Annotated in this window: 17 protein-coding genes; 4 read left to right on the top strand and 13 right to left on the bottom strand. The window is 41.3% G+C overall.

What is annotated here, in order from left to right:
- Positions 1–173 precede the first annotated feature (173 nt).
- Both R3X28_RS00185 and R3X28_RS00180 read left to right on the top strand, forming a co-directional pair.
- On the top strand, positions 174–443 hold the full coding sequence (locus tag R3X28_RS00185; protein ID WP_149273064.1) for a helix-turn-helix domain-containing protein: 270 nt from the start codon (positions 174–176) through the stop codon (positions 441–443).
- A 2-nt stretch (positions 444–445) separates the two neighbouring features.
- Positions 446–715, top strand: a complete 270-nt coding sequence (locus tag R3X28_RS00180; protein ID WP_317661517.1) for a hypothetical protein — start codon at positions 446–448, stop codon at positions 713–715.
- 22 nt (positions 716–737) lie between these two features.
- Here the strand turns inward: R3X28_RS00180 and R3X28_RS00175 are convergent, their stop codons facing one another.
- On the bottom strand, positions 738–1325 hold the full coding sequence (locus R3X28_RS00175) for a hypothetical protein (RefSeq protein ID WP_317661515.1): 588 nt from the start codon (positions 1323–1325) through the stop codon (positions 738–740).
- A 484-nt stretch (positions 1326–1809) separates the two neighbouring features.
- Here R3X28_RS00175 and R3X28_RS00170 point away from each other — a divergent pair, with 484 nt between their 5' ends.
- The gene (locus tag R3X28_RS00170) at positions 1810–2196 is read left to right on the top strand and encodes a hypothetical protein (RefSeq protein WP_317661513.1); all 387 of its coding nucleotides are present in this window, start codon (positions 1810–1812) and stop codon (positions 2194–2196) included.
- Positions 2193–4496 (top strand): relaxase/mobilization nuclease domain-containing protein, encoded by a 2304-nt coding sequence (locus tag R3X28_RS00165; protein ID WP_317661511.1) that lies wholly within the window; start codon positions 2193–2195, stop codon positions 4494–4496. The genes R3X28_RS00170 and R3X28_RS00165 overlap by 4 nt, the downstream gene beginning before the upstream one ends.
- Before the next feature lie 116 nt (positions 4497–4612).
- On the opposite strand, the gene R3X28_RS00160 is transcribed toward R3X28_RS00165, so the two are convergent.
- The 12 genes from R3X28_RS00160 to R3X28_RS00105 all read right to left on the bottom strand — a co-directional run bounded on the left by R3X28_RS00160 (position 4613) and on the right by R3X28_RS00105 (position 17339).
- Positions 4613–6871 carry a xanthine dehydrogenase family protein molybdopterin-binding subunit gene (locus R3X28_RS00160; RefSeq protein ID WP_317661510.1) on the bottom strand — a complete coding sequence of 753 codons (2259 nt, stop codon included), beginning with the start codon at positions 6869–6871 and terminating at the stop codon, positions 4613–4615.
- 10 nt (positions 6872–6881) lie between these two features.
- Positions 6882–7346, bottom strand: coding sequence for a (2Fe-2S)-binding protein (locus R3X28_RS00155; protein ID WP_317661509.1), 465 nt, complete (start codon positions 7344–7346; stop codon positions 6882–6884).
- Positions 7347–7445: 99 nt separating this feature from the next.
- Positions 7446–8048, bottom strand: coding sequence for a flavodoxin family protein (locus R3X28_RS00150; RefSeq protein ID WP_317661508.1), 603 nt, complete (start codon positions 8046–8048; stop codon positions 7446–7448).
- Between the two features lie 21 nt (positions 8049–8069).
- Positions 8070–9224 carry an aldo/keto reductase gene (locus tag R3X28_RS00145; protein WP_317661506.1) on the bottom strand — a complete coding sequence of 385 codons (1155 nt, stop codon included), beginning with the start codon at positions 9222–9224 and terminating at the stop codon, positions 8070–8072.
- Between the two features lie 27 nt (positions 9225–9251).
- Complete coding sequence (locus R3X28_RS00140) at positions 9252–10154, bottom strand: alpha/beta hydrolase (RefSeq protein WP_317661504.1); 903 nt, start codon at positions 10152–10154, stop codon at positions 9252–9254.
- Between the two features lie 16 nt (positions 10155–10170).
- Complete coding sequence (locus R3X28_RS00135; RefSeq protein WP_317661502.1) at positions 10171–11790, bottom strand: carboxylesterase/lipase family protein; 1620 nt, start codon at positions 11788–11790, stop codon at positions 10171–10173.
- Between the two features lie 30 nt (positions 11791–11820).
- Positions 11821–12267 (bottom strand): nuclear transport factor 2 family protein, encoded by a 447-nt coding sequence (locus R3X28_RS00130; RefSeq protein ID WP_317661500.1) that lies wholly within the window; start codon positions 12265–12267, stop codon positions 11821–11823.
- Between the two features lie 24 nt (positions 12268–12291).
- Positions 12292–12744 carry a nuclear transport factor 2 family protein gene (locus R3X28_RS00125; protein WP_317661498.1) on the bottom strand — a complete coding sequence of 151 codons (453 nt, stop codon included), beginning with the start codon at positions 12742–12744 and terminating at the stop codon, positions 12292–12294.
- Positions 12745–12781: 37 nt separating this feature from the next.
- Positions 12782–14029: a DUF418 domain-containing protein gene (locus R3X28_RS00120; RefSeq protein ID WP_317661496.1), complete on the bottom strand. Its 1248-nt coding sequence runs from the start codon at positions 14027–14029 to the stop codon at positions 12782–12784.
- Positions 14030–14062: 33 nt separating this feature from the next.
- Positions 14063–15211, bottom strand: a complete 1149-nt coding sequence (locus R3X28_RS00115) for an aldo/keto reductase (protein ID WP_317661495.1) — start codon at positions 15209–15211, stop codon at positions 14063–14065.
- 701 nt (positions 15212–15912) lie between these two features.
- Positions 15913–16659, bottom strand: a complete 747-nt coding sequence (locus R3X28_RS00110) for a family 16 glycoside hydrolase (protein ID WP_317661494.1) — start codon at positions 16657–16659, stop codon at positions 15913–15915.
- A gap of 83 nt (positions 16660–16742) precedes the next feature.
- Entirely contained in the window at positions 16743–17339 is a 597-nt protein-coding gene (locus R3X28_RS00105) for a Crp/Fnr family transcriptional regulator (protein WP_317661493.1), read from the bottom strand.
- Positions 17340–17386: the final 47 nt, after the last annotated feature.

Raw genomic sequence — 17386 nt, 5'->3', positions numbered from 1 at the left:
TCATTCATGGTTTTGACAAAGAGGTGATTAAACTAATCATTTCAGACCTTGGTTTGTATCAAATACTTGATAAACGAAGCTCCACAACGAATTAATGAACGACTGGTCGAAATGGAAGTTTTTAATACAAGAAATAGGGTAACTTAAAAATTGAATTGTGTTTTAAAGAACCTATGCAAGTCGTCTGTCTACAAGAAGAAGCCTTTTATGCCTTATTCACGAAGGTTATCGAACATGTCGAATCTAAAAGGCAAGACACGCTCGACAGATGGATAGATGGTGAGGAGGCCATGTCCATTTTACGGATCAAGTCGACCACTACACTCCAAAAGCTGAGGGACGAGGGTAAAATAAGGTTCTCCCAGCCCCAAAAGAAAATCATACTTTACGATAGGGAATCGATTATGGAATATATCGAAAAACACGCCCGAGAAACTTTTTGACTATGGAAGAAGATATCAAAGTAGATGAAGCTTTTAAAAAATCCTTTAACTTGGGCTACCGAGTTGCAGCCGAACTAAATCTCAAAGTTCCCTTGCTTCAGAACCAAGAAAAAATTATGCCCAAAAACCCTATGCATTTGGGTATGCAACAGTTTATTGACGAAGCTAGTCTTTCCCAAAGCAAAAAACTGGATAATTCTTTAGAACAAAACAACGCAGATAGTGTTAAAAAGAAAAAGGGCAAATCCCATGGTAGAGGGCCGAGCTTGTAATTGCCAGAAAATCTGGTAAAAATCAATGTATTGCCGAACAGTAAATTTCCATAACCTCTAGAATTTCCTGACAGGTATATTCATCCACTAACGATAAATCAAATTCACTAGCGAAATTACATAAGAGTAATTGGAGTTCGTCAATAGTATCCTCCTCCAATCCACTAGCACAAGGTTCATAAATTTTATAGGCAAGAGACCTGCCAAATTCTTCATCGAATTTCTGTTCTGAATAGTTATCACAATCACCTAAAAAATTCTCTAAATAGCATATATATTTCCGGTTCACACACCAAAAAAATAAAGCGGTAAGCTCTTCCTTGTCCAGATTGTTTTTAAATTGCTGTAGCCTTTCCAATAGGGCAAGTTCAATATCATAAGGCAGGTCAAATCCATAATAGTTGACATTTTCGAACAAGTCGGTAATAACCCTATTATTTGATTGCAGTCCGAAGGAAAATTCCATAAACAATTTACGGAGCACTATCTTTTTGAAATAGGCTACCGTGGCCAAATTTACCTCTTCTGTGATGAACATTTTGTCGCTGATACTGATCAAGGTGCTATAAATTTTCTTGCTAATGGATATTCGAATCTGGGGATTACCCAAAGATACCGAGTAAAGAATTTAGCGAACAAGGTAATACTGATTTTAACTTCTACTATTTATATTCCCAAGCCCATACGGAAGTCGCACAAACCTTCCACTCCAATCCTCCCCTAGCGGACACGCTTCGCCGGTCCGCCTGGGAAGTCTCTCCGTTACAGTTTTAAACGACACCCTCAGAGCCACGCGAAAGCAAAAGCGGCGAAAAACCGCTTTACCTTTCTTCTCCCTACCCACAAAAAACTTTAATCCTTCCGTATTTCTTCCCGTTTTTTAAACACCATATTAGACCATGTTATTTTTATGCCTGTACCTATTTATATTGATATGGCTCTATATGAAATAACGAGTTAAATAACTGATTATAAGTTAGTTGAAATCAAATATGATTATTTATATTTATCCGTGAAACGGATAGCGAGGTGCATTCTAAGTTACTTAGAATTGTCTACTTCTGGCGAAGTGTTTAGCTTAAAAAACAACGAAAATGGAACAACGGAAAAGAGGTCGAAAACGATTGGGAAACAAGAAGCGATACCATAACGTAATGCTGCGGTTCAACGATATGGAATATCAAAAACTGAGAAAGATCTGCGAATCCTATAACTTGGATATAGAACAAAGAGGAACGATAAGTCCGTTGCTAAGGAGACTGGTTTTGCGGCAAGAGGCCGAAGAAAAAGATAGGCTCCCCGACATCTCAAACCTTGCCTACCATATCAACAAAATCGGAAACAACATCAACCAACTTGTAAAGATTGCGCACCATAAAAATCTGAGGAGTCCGAACAGTAGTTTACAAAACGAGATACAAAAGACGAACGAATTGCTTTACGCACTTTTGAAAATTACGATGGAAGAAAAACCAGCATGATAGCAAAGATCATTTACGGCCAAACCTGTACCGGAACATTGAACTATGTCTTCGGAAAGGAAGGTATGCAAATTCTCGGCTATGGCAATACATTTTCACAAAACATATCGCCAAAATTCTTCGGGAGTGTGCTGTATTTTCAGGGACAGCGCAACGCCACCAAGAACCGGTATGCCCATATAAGTTTGAACCTTCCCCATGGCGAACATTTGGACGATAGGGCTTTCTATAAAATCTCCGAGGAGTATATGGAAAATATGGGCTTTGGAAATCAACCCTATGTAGTGGTGCGCCACAACGATACCAAGCACGAACATGTTCATATTATAACCACTACAGTAAAGGAAGACGGAAAAGTACTCGGAATCTTCAATAGCCATAAAAGGAGTATGGCGATACGGCAACACCTCGAAAAAAAGTACGGACTTACACCTGCACCGACCAAAAAACAGAAAAGCCAACTACCGATATACCGATTACCGGAAAAACAGTTCGGAATGGAAGCGGAAAAGGGAACGAAGTACTATCTACAGGATGTCCTGAACAGCATTAACCAAAAATACAAGGTGCGCAGTTTTGATGAGCTTGCACGGTTGGTAAAACCTTATCATATAGAAATAAGAACCACAAAGAACAAAACGGGAAGGATAGGGGTCGCCTATGGCCTAAATAACCAAAATGGATATAAAACCCGATTTATTAATGGCTCCGAAGTGCATAGAGGGTTGAGCGGCCCGAAACTTCAAAAGGTATTCGATATCCATTCAAAATCTAAGCTGTTGCCAATGTACCGGAAACGCCTCTTGAAGCAAATAGAGACCACTTACGACCTATTCCAGACCATCAGTCCGCATAATCTCGAAGACGTGCTAAAGGAATATCAGGACATAGACATCAAACTGGACATAAAGGAGGATGTTATAGAGGGATATACCATCTTCGATAGATCACGATATGTGTTCAAGGCATGGGAACTTAGCAAAAATATACGGATGCAGAACTGTTTGGAAATTTTTGGTAAAGGCGATGTCTTCACACAAATTGACACCGAGAGCAAGCAGTTCAAATTGGAAGTCCAAAAAACAATAAAAGAGGCATTGATGAAATCTTATCTGAACTCCCCGAAGCAGAACGGGTTGCTATCGGAACATATCAGGAATATGAAGTACAAGGATATCGTTCCGAACTTGCTGGCCTCGGGAAGGCATCAATTCTTGGAACATTATGTTTCACGGAATCAAAAGGCGGAGTTCAGGAAATCGGTGGAAAAGACCTTTCCCATTGTCAGGGAAAGATTGTACAAACTGGAAACCAAAAAGGAAAAGGAAACCTTGGAGAAAAAGTTCAAGCTCATAGGCAAGGTATTGGAGAAAGGTATTTTCAATGTCGGCACGGAACAGGGAAGTATCCTACTTTTGTTCCAAGCTTTGGGTGTGAAGTATAGTGACAATCAATTGTCCTTTACCCAATCAAACAAGCATACCGTACCCTTGAAATTGGGTAATCTACCTTATCCCGAGAACATGGAGAACTATGTGTCCACGGGATTTGTCCGTCAAAACCATTTGATGCTAGAAATGTTGACGGAACAATCTTCTGAAAATAGCCCCAAGCTGACGGCATCTACTATATTCCTGCCTGTAATATTCCCTAAGCTCTATGAACTAATGAACCCCGATTACAAAAAGCAGTATGAAAGAGTCGCCTTGGGTTCTTATGTAAAAAATGTGGAACGGATGCACGTACCTTTTGAAAAATCCCCGAAAGACTATATCGCCCTTTTCAATGCCAAGGGGTTCTACTTTGTAACAGGAGAAAAAGGGTTCGAAGTCAAATCAATTTATACGGACAACAAAACAAGTTGCCCGTTGCCAAAACGGACGGGTCAGTATTTGAATTCAATCCCTGATTTGACAACGATTCTAAAACAACAACACATCATTCTTCAAAACTTGGTCGGACAAAAAAGGGACAATCTGAAAAATCTATGGGCGGGACATTTGATGGAAAGGGGGCTATATGACAAAGTAGCTTTTATGCTAACCGCTGAAAAAGTGTATCCGAACCTGCACCGTGAAATTTTGCAGCACCATATGGACAATGGGCTTCGTAAAAGTCTGAACGAGGTAACGGTACGGGCGACAAATTTCCGACAAAACCGCGCGTTAAGAAAAGGCGTTTATGCCCTTGGCACCCTGTTGGGAGGCAGTAGCTATAAAGAAGAGGAACCATTCAATGGCTTCAAGGATGAGCTGACCGACTACTCAAAATTTAAGAAGAGTAAAGGAATTACATTGTAATCCTAAAAAAATTTGATATTTATTCATAGTTCTGAAAATCATTGATTTTATAAAACAATACAATTCGAAGGATAGCCAATCCAAAACAAATACTTGTTTTCAGTTTGAATAAAAAACTACCCAACAATCCTCCTCTCAACGGCAAATGGCTGTTCATAATGTCGCTTTCCAGTGGCATTATATAAGGCGTTGGCCAACGCACCGAAAATAGGTGGAAAGGGTGGTTCTCCCATACCGGTCGGGGCTATTTCGTTTTGCACAAAATGCACATCTATTCCTTTGGGAGCATCTGCCATTCGAATCATTTGATATTGGTCAAAATTCTTCTTTTGGGGCACACCATCCTTAAAGGTCAATTCCCCATATAAGGCATTGCCAATGCCATCGATTATGGCACCCTCTGCCATGTTTTTAGCTGCATCCGGGTTTACCACTATTCCGCAATCAATGGCACAGCATACGTTTTGTACGACGGGCGTACCGTTCTCCATGGTCATATCCAAAACATGGGCAGCGTATGAATTATGACAAAAATAGGCCGATACACCCCTATGGACATTGGCTTTTTTCGTTCCCCAAACTGCTTTTTCTCGAAGCAATTCCAAAACTCCCGCGTAACGTTCGGCATCATAATCATTCCGTTCTCCCACGGGGTCTTCCTTCGCTTGCTTTAGAAGTTCCAATCGGAACTCGATGGGGTCCTTGCCCATTGTTTCTGCCAATTCATCCAAGAATGCTTGTTCCGCCCCGGCCATGAAATTGGAGCGAGGTGCGCGGAATGCCCCTATGGTAATATTGCTGTCAACGGCCCATTCCTCTGCCATATAATTTGCAATGGCCCCGGCCGGAAAACGATCGGCGAACAACGGACTTTCAGGAATACCACCTGCTTTCACATGTAAGGCCGTCAAATTGTTGTTTTCATCCAAGGCTGCACGGTAGGTCGCATGATAGGTAGGGCGATAAATTCCATTGGTCATATCATCCTCTCGGGTATAGATCAACTTTACCGGTGCCTGGACTTTTTGTGATATTAAGGCCGCTTCAACCACATAATGTGCATAGGCCTTACGACCAAATCCACCTCCCATACGTGGGATTTCCATTTCAATATTCTCAGCGGGAATTCCCAGGCTGGCAGCAATTGTAGGAACAATCAAGGATGGTATCTGTATTGGCGCAGCAATCTTCACTTTATTGCCAACGACATGGGCAAAAGCGTTCAACGGCTCCATGGAATTATGCGCAAGGTAAGGTGCTGAATAACTTCTTTCTATAATTTTGGTGGCTTTCTTGAAAGCTGCCTCAGGATTTCCATCTTTACGAACCAGCTTTCCTTCTTTAGCGGCCAATTCTTCAATTTTGGCCATATGCCAATCTGTGGATTCGAAACCAGCCGGAATATTTATTGTCTCTTTTCCTCTAAATCCATTGATGGTTTCGGTATAGGCAGTAATGGGCTTCCATTCCACTTTTAATTGTTTTTTGGCCTGCATCACTTCCCATGTGGAGTTGCCGACTATTGCCACCAATTCGGGAAAGGCATTGGTATCGAACCCGCCTTTTTCAAATCCATCCTTAAAACTTTTGATCCTTACAACATCCTTGATGCCAGGCATGGCTTTAGCGGCTGTACCGTCAACGGATTCCAAGGTCATACCGAAAGCGGGAGGATGTTCGATCATCGCGATTAGCATACCCTCTTTTTGATAGTCGGATCCGAACATGGATTGGCCTGTGACAATTCCTTTGGCATCTACATTTTTTCTCGACTCACCAATAATAGTAAAGTCCTTTACTTCTTTTAATTTCACCTCTTCAGGTATGGGCAACTGTGAAGCTATTGAAGCCATTTCCCCATAACCCGCGGATTGCTTACTTGCTTCATGTTGTAGTAGACCTCCTTTGGCTGTGATTTCTTCCAGGGCTACTTGCCAAGATTGGGCCGCCGCTTCCCGCAGCATCTCTCGGGCCGTTGCACCTGCCATGCGAAGGGGTTCCCATCTTCTTCTAATTCCCTGACTACCACCGGTGAACTGGAAGCCATATTTTTCTGGGTGATAGGGAGCTTGTGCAACGATTACGTTTTTCCAATCCACATCCAATTCCTCTGCGATCAACATGGGCATGGAGGTTCTGATATTTTGTCCGAATTCAGGATTTGGGGTATATATGGTTACCAAGCCATTGTCTCCAATTTTCAGGTAGGCGTTTATCTCGAACCATTCTTTCGGCATTTCAACAGTCGCCATTTCTTCGGCTTTTTCAGGTTTACAGGCATTGAAGATATTAAAGCCGAGAACAAGTCCGCCACTGGCCAAACTGGTGTTCTTGATAAAGGCGCGACGTCCGATTTTTGTTTTTATGAGTGTCATTGATTTTGCTTTAAGAATTGGTGCTTTCAGCAGCTAGTTGAACGGCTTTTTTTATTCTGGTATATGTCCCACATCGGCAGATGTTGCCGTTCATGGCCATCTCGATCTCCGAATCGGAAGGATTGGGATTGTTATCCAACAGGGCTGCTGCGGTCATAATTTGACCAGGTTGACAATACCCGCATTGCGGTACATCGACCTCAAGCCAAGCCTTTTGAACGGGGTGGTCCGCGTTTTCAGAAAGTCCCTCAATCGTAGTGATTTCTTGATTGCCCACGGCAGATACGGTAAGCACACACGCCCTAACCGCTATCCCACCTAAATGAATGGCGCAAGAACCACATTGTGCGATTCCACAGCCATATTTTGTTCCGACCAGATTTAGGTGGTCACGCAGCACCCATAGCATGGGTGTATTGGGATCTACGTCAACTTCTTTTGTTTCTCCGTTGATATTTAATTTAAATGTAGCCATGATTCAAGTGATTTGTTTGAAATTATGAAATTTTTTGATCAAAAAGGAATGTAAAATTCAGATACAAGGATTTATATGTGTTAAAGTTTGGCATTCCTTTTATTTTGGGGTACTTATTTTGAGTTCATTTAACCATGATTTTACCTGCAACTTGGCGTCCTTTCTTCTTTTACCTTTAATGGCCAGAAAAATTCCGTCCCTTTCACTGCCTCCTTTTATGGAAAACCCTTTAAGAACAGTACTCTCAGGACAAAGTTCCTTGACCTTTTTAAAGCTATTGCCCAAACCATAACCCCCATGGGTGTTAAAGGGGATAACAGTCTTTCCCGACAAGTCATTTTCAGCTAAGAAACTTTTCATGGGTGGGGGAAGTTGCATGCCCCACGTTGGAAATCCCAGGAAAATGATATCGTATTTGTCCATGTCAACTTTAGTTTTTAAGGCAGGTAAAAACCCAGATTCGTTTTCTTCTGCCACCAGTTTTACAATGGTCTTATATTTTTCAGGATAGGGGTTTTCCAATTCCAGGGCCACCAAATCGCCACCTACTTGATCATGTATGATTTCCGCTAGGACTCTGGTGTTGTTGGTTCGGGATAAAAAGACAATCAAGATAGTATCCGATGTTGATTGTTTTATTTCCCTTGTATCCATTCGAAAACATGAGGAAAATGAAACAAAGAAAATAATCAGGCTTTTCATCGGAATCTCGATTTTATCTTGTTATTGATCCACCAAAGCGGTTTCCGGTCCCCTGACGCCCACCAATGGCAATTTTTCCAAAGCTTCCCTAAATTCCTTCAATTCGCTTACGGTAAATTTGATATCGAGGGCACCCATATTCTCTTTCATGTGATGCAACTTCGTAGTCCCGGGTATAGGTATGATATACGGTTTTTGTGCCATGACCCAGGCCAATGCAATTTGGGCGGGCGTGGCATCCTTTTTTCTGGCCCATTCCCGAACAAGAACAAGTACTTCCATATGCACTTTGATAGCTTCAGGGGTAAAGTAGGGTACCGCTGCGAATCGGGAATCTTCCGAAAAACGGCTGTATTCATTGAATTTATCGCCTAAAAAACCTCTGTTCACGGCACCCCATGGCACAAAACCAATGCCCAGCTCACCACAGGTGTCGATGACCTGATTTTCCAAGGCTCTTTGTATCATTGAGTATTCGCTTTGAACAGCGGCAACGCTTTGCTCGGCATGAGCTCTTCGAATCGTGGCCGGGGAAACTTCCGATAGGCCGAAATGCAAGGCTTTACCTTCTTTAATTAAATCTTTAACCGTTCCGGCAACATCTTCAACTGGTACATTGGGGTCTAACCGGTGTAAATAAAGCAGATCTATACGATCTGTTCTAAGTCGTTTCAACATACCTTCAACGGCCTGTTTGATAAATTCAGGTTTGCTGTTGCGCCCTCCTCGTTGTCCACTGGTCAAATCGAAACCGAACTTGCTGGCAATTACTACTTTATCACGCATTGGGGCCAATGCTTCACCTACCAACTCCTCATCGGTAAAGGGCCCATAAACCTCTGCTGTATCAAAAAAAGTAACTCCTAGGTCTACAGCTCCACGTATAACGGGAATCATATCTTTTTTATCCCGCGGCGGGTTGTAACTTCCGCTTTTCATGCTCATACATCCCAACCCGATAGGGGAAACTTCGAGCATGCCCAACATGCGCTTATCTGGGTTAAAATCAGGGTGCTTTGCTATCTTTGCACTAGAGGTAGAATGGTCATTCGCAAAGGTCAATGGTGCCGCAGTTAAACCAGCACCTAAGAGCGCTGATTTTGAAATAAATTCCCTTCTTTTTATTGCATTGTTCCCTTGTTTATCCGATTTCATATTTTTGGTGTTCTCATTCATGATAACTATTATTTTAGGGTTTAACTCTCAGTTCAAATGTATCTTCAAAAAACCAATCACACTTTTTCTTATGTCGTCCGTATCGAACATTTCCCCAAAATGGGGGGCATCTTTAACGATAATCAATTTATTCTCAACTCCCTGAGCCGTTAACCATGCACTTAGGAGTTGGGAGTGTCTAGGGGATACCATGTCATCCTTTTCACCATGGATCAGTAGAAAAGGCGGATCATCTTTATCTACATAAGTAACGGGACTGGCTGCTTTGGCCAAGTCAGGTCTATCTAGCGGGGCGGCACCTATCAATAATGCTTCCGGGGATTTTGGGTCGTTTGCCCCGGGAAACAATATCAATTCGGCCGGACCGTAAAAATCGACCACCGCTTTAAAATCGAATGCTTTTGTCGTTTCTGGCATAAAAAAGTCCGGGATATTGTTGTTTTTGGAAAGTCCCATCAAAGAGGCCAAATGTCCGCCTGCTGAAAAACCCATTACAGCAATGCGGTCTTTGTCAATCCCATATTGATCAGCATGATCGACCAAAAAAGAAACCGCCCGATTACAATCCTGTATTTGAGCCGGGAATATCGCTTCTGTGGCGAACCGGTAATCAATGGAGGCCAACGCATACCCATTGCTAACAATTTCGGCAACGGTTTTTTTCATATACCCCATATCGGCGTATTTATCGTTGACCAGCCATCCGCCCCCATGCACAAAAACCACCAAGGGCACTTTATTTTTAATATTGGAAGGTAAATAGACATCCAACAAGTGCTTCTGTATGGTGTCCTTGTTGTAATTGACATTGCCATGTAAAATGGTTCCTTTTGGAAATACATCAATGATGGGGTTTGACTGTGCAAAACCTTGACCTATTAAGGTTAAAAACAGTACTGCTGTTGCTATTAGGTTTATGATTTTATTCATGGAATTCACTACTGGTTTATATTCCCCGTGTTTGCAATTTGGTTCTTATCTTAACGCCCTTTTCAATTACATCCAATCTCTCTTTCCTAGGATCCGGTTTCCCAACTGGTTTCCCATCAACTTGTATGTCCAAAATTTCGCCATCCTTTTGGTTATAAACAGGCCATTTTGGTAATCCGTCACCGTTAGGATTCCCGTTTTTGGCGAAGTTTACCCAATAGGTATTCATCATTTCTGCGACCTTTACGTCTTCAGGTGTTGTTTCAGGGTTACCCCAACGGGCATTAAGGTTGTTAAAAACATAACCTACTTCAGAGCCATGTCCAGCCCCATATTTCATTCTTTCTTTCATTGGTTCTGGCACAAAACCAAAATGGTACATATAGGCGGGTTCTCCTTGTGCGGCATAAGCCTTGGCGGCAAAACGGCCGGGTTCACCCCAAACCCAATCGGTATTGAACTTTGTAATGATCTCGGTGAATTCTTTCTTACCATCTGGGTCATAGGCCGCTTTGGCTTCTTCCTTAAGATCACCGAAAAGTAAAAACAGCTCTTCTTTTGTTTTGCTGATGTTGACAAAACTTCCACCTATTTCTGCACTGTTAGAACCAATAATTAGAGGGACGTTTGTCTGCCTACCGGCTTTATAAGCGCTTTCGGCAGTTTCTACCACCAATGTACCATCTAGAATTGGACCGGAATACGTTCTTGGACCACCTTCACCATCCGTTTCCTGTCCGCTATCAACAATTTTTTCCACTGGCAAAGCCCGTAACTTGGATAAGGCCTCGGCATCAGTACCTTCTATGCCCTGTTTTTTGGCAAAATTAATTCCAATGGTCTCCGCGGAAACAGGATAAAAAGGGGATGCATTTTCGTCCTTTATGGGTCTTCCAGTAAGGACACCATCACGACCTCCACCAGATTGACTTATGGCTTTGTGAAAAAGACCTTTTGCATATGGAATAGTCAAAAGGGAATGTACGGACACCCCACCGGCAGAAAAACCAAAAATCGTTACATTGTCTGGATCGCCCCCAAAGGCAGCAACGTTCTTTTGAACCCATTGAAGGGCCTTAATCTGGTCCATAAAGGCATAGCTGCCCTTGGGTTCCTCAGGGTACTCAACACTCAATGCAGGGAACGCGAAATGACCTAGACGGCCTAGGCGATAATTGATAGTGATTAAGATGACTCCTTGCTTTGCAAAATTAGTTCCCACTATGCCGGGACCAGAGCCACTACCACCTACGAAAGCCCCACCATGTATCCACACCATGACCGGTAATTTTGATGTTGTTTCTATATCCGTAGGTTTCCATAAATTTAGGTAAAGGCAATCTTCTGATGAACCTTCACTAATGGTTCCCGGAGCGCCACCCCAACCAGATTGTGCACAATTGGAACCGTATTCAGTTGCGTCCAGTTCTCCTTCCCAAGGTGTCACTGGTTGAGGAGGACGCCAGCGAAACTTGCCTACTGGTGGGGCAGCAAAGGGAATCCCCTTAAAACTAGCTACACCATCTTCGTGGACACCTCGAATTACCCCTAATTCGGTCTTTACTTTGGGTGCACTTTCTTGCGCGGAAATAGTAACTCCAAGGAGTACAACCAATCCTAAAATGTATTTTTTCATTTTTGTGTTTATTACGTTGCGTTGTTCAAGTTATTCCCTTGTCATTGTTTTGCTAAAGGTCAAATCGGCCAATTTCCAATTGTTACTTTCTTTTACATAGACTTCGGTTACCATAAATGGGTTGGTAACTTCATTGCTGCCGACTACGGCCAATAGGGTTATTTGGTTCCAAAGTATAACGGTGGTTTCATTTAATACTTCTACCATTACATCGTGTACATCGGCTTTTTTGTAGTGGATGAATCCGCCTCTGATAATTTCAATTTCACGATCTTTGCCCCACGTACCACCCATGTGCACAAATTTTGCCTTGTCATGAAAAAGGTCTTCCAATTTGTCCTCATCCTTATCGGCCATCCATTGCCATTTTTGGGTGGACAGCTCCCTGATTTCCTTTTCTAAATCGGTCGATTGGGCAAGGGTGACTTGACTGGTAATCAGCATAAACAAGAAGCCTAGTATTATATTTTTGTTCATAATAATGTATTTTGTTCAGATGTATTAATGGGCAATTTTATGGGTGTCGCGGACACTGCTAAAGGTAAGGTCCAATAACTTCCAATCTGCTCCTTCTTTTTTATAGAATTCGGTTACTGTAAACTCATTGGATACATCGTTACCACGAACATGGGCCATAAGCGTAATTCGGTTCCAAAGTACCACGGTATTATCATCAAAAGTTTCCACGACCACATCGTGTACATTGGCATTTTTATACCAAATGCTTCCCGTCTCGATGATTTCCAATTCCCTGTCCTTTTTCCAAGAGCCGCTCATGTGCACGAACCGGGACTTATCATGAAACAAATTGGCCAACTTTTCCACATCCTTATCGGCCATCCATTCCCATTTTGCTTTGGATAGGTCCTTGATTTCTTGTTCGATAGTCGCTTCTTGAGCCAGGGATGGAATGCTTAGCAGCATCAAAAAAATTCCGATTCGTAATGTTCTCATATTAATAGTATTAATGGATTATGATTATAATTTTTTATCATTTCTTTCTGAAGGGTTGAAGCTCTAAATACGTTCCACTGCGCCATAGCCATTCAAGGGGACCATATAAAAAATGTTTAAGCCAGTATTTACTACATACAATTTGCACAACATAAATTACGATACCCAATAAAAATAGCGATGTAACTCCCCAATTGCTAAAAGTTGAACCCAAGGCCCAAGGCGCAAAAAGTAGGGCCCCTATTACGCCCTGCATTATATAATTTGTCAATGCCGTTCGTCCATAAGGGGATAAGACCTCAAGATATTTTCCAAATTTCATGTTTTGATAAAGTAATGTGAACCCCAGGGCCAAGGCCCCCGAAAAAAGTACCAACTCCAAATCTTGCAAGGTCATTACAGCAAGTAGCGATGAAGCCATGTATTGGCCATTGGGCCTGAACAAAATTGAAAAATCCGGGGGAGGCAACATTGTTTGAACCCAAATAACGAGTAAGGTCGCCGAAACAAAACCAATAAACAGGTAGAAGCTACGTTTTCTCCACTCATCCAATCTTTCAAAAAAGCGAATACGGCCAACAATGAGTCCGATTATAAATAAGGCAAACGTAACATACCCACGCCCAAAGTAACCGAACTGATAATTTATCTTTCCAGGGAGGCGTTCCTTGTAATTGTGTTTTAAGGAGTTTAGAAAAGAAGGGTTGGCAAAATGCTCTGCCAAATCACGGGGAGCTTGTCCATTGTTCATTGGTTCCACTGCATCTACTTGTTCTGTCCCTAATTCACTATTATGGTTAATGGCCTGAATGGTGCGTGGGCCACCTAGTAAAAGAAAAGCAACAATCGATAGCAATAGCCAATTTTTAACTCGGTACAAGGGTAACATTAGAAGACCAAAAAAAGCATATAGTGAGATAATTTCAAGGTTAAAAAAGGAATGGGCCAGCAACCCCATTACCAATAATAGTATCATCCTCCAAACAAACCTCAAACGGAAATCCACCCCTTTTTTTGTTGCCCTGTCCATTTGGATAAAAAAGCTCAATCCGAACAGAAAGGCAAAAATATTAATAAACCTTCCCATTATAATGTTGTTCCCAATCCATTGTACAGCTTCATCCAGTACAGGAAAACTTAGGAATTCAATTTCTGATGGTAGCGAACGTATTCCAAAATGTTGGATCATGTGCATTAGTATGACGCCCAAGAGGGCAAACCCTCTAAGGGAATCCAATATTTTTATTCGTTTAAGCGGTGATGATAATGGTATATTTTTATCCATAAATAACTAGATTCCTATTATCTGAGTCAAAATTTATTGTTTTAACGGAGCTTCAACTTTTGAAAATTGCAACACAAATTCCGGCAACCGTTCACCTAGGATTTGTATTGTTTCTAATTCGCTATTGAATTGCTGCCATTCCGCTTCAGTTAATTTTATCGCATCCGCGCCAATATTTTCCAACATATGTGCCATTTGAGTAGTGCCGGGAATTGGTACGATCCACGGTTTCTGAGCCGATAACCAGGCCAGCGAAATTTGAGCAGTGGTAGCTTGTTTTTGTATGCCCCACTTTTTAAGCAAGGTTACCAGTGCCAGATTATTGGATGTGTTTTCTGGTGAAAACCGGGATTCTATACCACGTATATCACCTTGGGCATAGCGGGTTTGGGCATCAATAGCTCCTGTCAGAAAACCTACACCTAGGGGACTCCAAGGAACGAACCCGATACCTAGTTCTTCACAAAGTGGTATTACATCTTTATCCGATCCGTGATACAATAAAGAGTGTTCGTTTTGAATAGCTGTAATAGGATGGATGGCATGTGCGCGTCTTATGGTTTGTAAACCAGGTTCCGAAAGCCCGTAGTGCAACACTTTTCCTTCTTTCATCAACTCTTTTATTGTCCCTACCACATCTTCAATGGGTACTTCAGGATCCACCCGATGTTGGTACAACAGATCTATTCTGTCGGTACGCAAGCGTCTCAGCATACCCTCTACTACCAATTTAATATGTTGTGGTTTACTGTTTAATCCTGGCAGGCGTTGGCCCGTTTCCTGGTCAATATTCCAACCAAACTTAGTTGCAATAACAACTTTGTCTCGAAAAGGGGCAATACCTTCCCCCAGTATTTTTTCCACTTCGAAGGGCCCATAAGCTTCGGCAGCATCAAAAAACGTGACACCATGGTCAAAAGCTGTACGAATGATATTGTGCATTTCGGAACGCAAAGGAATCAATGTTTGATAAGTTCTACTCATATTCTGAACGCCTAGACCAATACTCGAAACCTCAAGGGATCGACCGAGTTTTCGTTTGCTAACGAGTGTTCCTTGTTGTCCATTTTTTTTACCAAAAATGGTATTTGGAATAATGGTTTGTGCGGAAGTATTGCAAGGTATGAGTGCGCCACCGGCCAAAGCCAATCCCGCAGTTTTTAATATTGATCTCCGTTGCATATTTTATTTTTTAAGTTTAAAGGAGGGGCTACTTTCCCTATATCATTTTACGGTAATCGAATCGCGAAGATCAATGAAGTTGCCCGTTATTGTTGATGGCTTTCCCTTTCGCTATTCCATTGAAAGGAATATACTGTGCAAACCAAACGATAAAATGCGTTTTTATTATCATAGCCTTCACAATCTGGCAAAGCAATGCCTTGAAAGACTCCAGTTCACATAAAGGGCATATCAACTCCGCTCTCTTCAAAAATATGAAGTAATAAAATCAAAACACTTACCTTAATTACGGATTCACTTACCATTTTTACGGATTACAGGGCGCTAAATGATTTGTTCACAAAACATTAACTAAATTCTAAAACAGAAAAGGGCCCCTTGGAAAAAGGGCCCTTACCTATATTCTGAATAAGATTATTGAATCGGTCTAACTTTATTTGGAATGACCTTCTGAAATCACTTGGTTAAATCTCACCCATCTTTATGTCATTTTCTAATCTGATTATAAGTTTTCTTTCCCCTTATTTTGACAATAGATGCCGTAACATTCTTAGTTTCAAACTCTTGATTTTTAAGCTGCACGGTCTGACAAGCAGCGCTGAGCGTCCAAGGACTTATACAGAGGTTAGCATATAATTTTTCAATTGTCTTTTTTTGATTTTAACAGGCAAAGGAAAAAATGGATTACAAATTGAAAGACGTCAAATGTCGTCTAATTTTATCTTATTTTCCTTTTCTATTTTCAATGGTCGTTTGGTCACCTTTAGATCCTTGAAGTACCCGATTGTGCCGATATCGACATACAACCCTATATAGCCTTTTTTGTTTTTCCCTAACATCTTATTCACAATAAAGGACGAATATTTCATATCATTGACAAACAATTCGGCTGTTTCCCCATTAACTTCAATCCTCATGGTAATCCATTCATTAAGGGTTACTGGAGCAGAACCTTCGTATGTTCCCGCTGGAAAATCATCTCGCAAGGTTTGAAATTTATAATCTGGATATGAGAAATATTGTACAGCATGATTTCTCGCATACTGGTTATTGATCCTACCTACTTTGGGACGCAAATAAATGGATTCAAAAGCGGAATCATCTTCTTTTATTCTAAAATATACCCCTATAAAACCAGCTGCAGGTGTATATGGGGAAGGGTCTTGAATTTGGCTATACATTTTAACATCTATAGTGCCGTTCTCAAAATCGTCTAGGTCAACAAGACGGGCATAATGGGTTTCATCAACAGTTTCTTCCAAGCGATCAGCATCAAAGGGCAATGCCTCTAGATCACGCTCAATTTTCAATACTTTTTTACCCTGAAATTTGATAATGGAGCCTGTGACGTTATGTAATTCAAATTCCTGTTTTTTTAACTGTAAGGTCTGACCGTAGGAACTTAGGGTCCAAAGACCTATGATGAATAGTAAAATATTATTTTTCATGGTTTTGCTTTAAAATTAATGCCACAAAGGTTGGAAGATCTAGAAGGTTCTACCCTTAAACTAGTTTAAGAAATAGTAACAAACTATTGTTTTTTGGTTTTTCCTTGTACCATCTCCTTACGGATCATGCTCAAAAATTCTGGTGTAATGCCTAAATAGGAAGCAATTTGGGTATTGGGAAGACGGGAGGCCAGATGTGGATATTTTTCGTAGAAATAGGAATAACGCTGCTGAGCCGTGGAGCTAATATTTTGGAACACCCTGTTTTGAAGTTCTACGTATTTTTCTTCCATTATAACTTTAAAGATACGGTCTAGCTTTGGAATGTTCGTGTAAAGAAAATAAAGGTCCTGCTGTGCGATCTGAATGATTTCAGAAGCTTCAATTGCTTGAATATTCGATGCTCCGGGTTTAGTATCATGAAAACTTGTGATGTCCGCGATCCAGTCATTTTCAGCAGCAAAAAGTATATTGTGTTCCTTCCCGTATTGGTCAATCGCATAGAGGCGCAAAACGCCTTCTACCACAAAAGTATAGTGTCTACAGACATCTCCCATGGTCATAATGTGTTCTCTGCGCTTTAGCTTTCGTCTTGAAATCTTGCTTTCAATCAATTTGATTTCGGCTGCTTCAAAAGGGAGGTAGGTCTCGAAATGTTCAATAAGGGGTACAGCTTTCATGCTGAAAAATACAACTTTTTGGTATCAGTGAATAACATATATTATTT

The sequence above is a fragment of the Maribacter sp. TH_r10 genome, assembly GCF_033101095.1.
GTDB lineage: Bacteria > Bacteroidota > Bacteroidia > Flavobacteriales > Flavobacteriaceae > Maribacter_A > Maribacter_A luteus.
Note: the sequence above shows the minus strand (reverse complement) of the source record. Positions and strands in the feature narration are given on the sequence as shown.

Excerpts from the sequence above, each read along its gene's own strand:
- R3X28_RS00185 (WP_149273064.1), top strand. The coding sequence starts at position 174 with ATGCAAGTCGTCTGTCTACAAGAAGAAGCCTTTTATGCCTTATTCACG.
- R3X28_RS00180 (WP_317661517.1), top strand. The coding sequence starts at position 446 with ATGGAAGAAGATATCAAAGTAGATGAAGCTTTTAAAAAATCCTTTAAC.
- R3X28_RS00170 (WP_317661513.1), top strand. The coding sequence starts at position 1,810 with ATGGAACAACGGAAAAGAGGTCGAAAACGATTGGGAAACAAGAAGCGA.
- R3X28_RS00165 (WP_317661511.1), top strand. The coding sequence starts at position 2,193 with ATGATAGCAAAGATCATTTACGGCCAAACCTGTACCGGAACATTGAAC.
- R3X28_RS00160 (WP_317661510.1), bottom strand. The coding sequence starts at position 6,871 with ATGACACTCATAAAAACAAAAATCGGACGTCGCGCCTTTATCAAGAAC.
- R3X28_RS00155 (WP_317661509.1), bottom strand. The coding sequence starts at position 7,346 with ATGGCTACATTTAAATTAAATATCAACGGAGAAACAAAAGAAGTTGAC.
- R3X28_RS00150 (WP_317661508.1), bottom strand. The coding sequence starts at position 8,048 with ATGAAAAGCCTGATTATTTTCTTTGTTTCATTTTCCTCATGTTTTCGA.
- R3X28_RS00145 (WP_317661506.1), bottom strand. The coding sequence starts at position 9,224 with ATGAATGAGAACACCAAAAATATGAAATCGGATAAACAAGGGAACAAT.
- R3X28_RS00140 (WP_317661504.1), bottom strand. The coding sequence starts at position 10,154 with ATGAATAAAATCATAAACCTAATAGCAACAGCAGTACTGTTTTTAACC.
- R3X28_RS00135 (WP_317661502.1), bottom strand. The coding sequence starts at position 11,790 with ATGAAAAAATACATTTTAGGATTGGTTGTACTCCTTGGAGTTACTATT.
- R3X28_RS00130 (WP_317661500.1), bottom strand. The coding sequence starts at position 12,267 with ATGAACAAAAATATAATACTAGGCTTCTTGTTTATGCTGATTACCAGT.
- R3X28_RS00125 (WP_317661498.1), bottom strand. The coding sequence starts at position 12,744 with ATGAGAACATTACGAATCGGAATTTTTTTGATGCTGCTAAGCATTCCA.
- R3X28_RS00120 (WP_317661496.1), bottom strand. The coding sequence starts at position 14,029 with ATGGATAAAAATATACCATTATCATCACCGCTTAAACGAATAAAAATA.
- R3X28_RS00115 (WP_317661495.1), bottom strand. The coding sequence starts at position 15,211 with ATGCAACGGAGATCAATATTAAAAACTGCGGGATTGGCTTTGGCCGGT.
- R3X28_RS00110 (WP_317661494.1), bottom strand. The coding sequence starts at position 16,659 with ATGAAAAATAATATTTTACTATTCATCATAGGTCTTTGGACCCTAAGT.
- R3X28_RS00105 (WP_317661493.1), bottom strand. The coding sequence starts at position 17,339 with ATGAAAGCTGTACCCCTTATTGAACATTTCGAGACCTACCTCCCTTTT.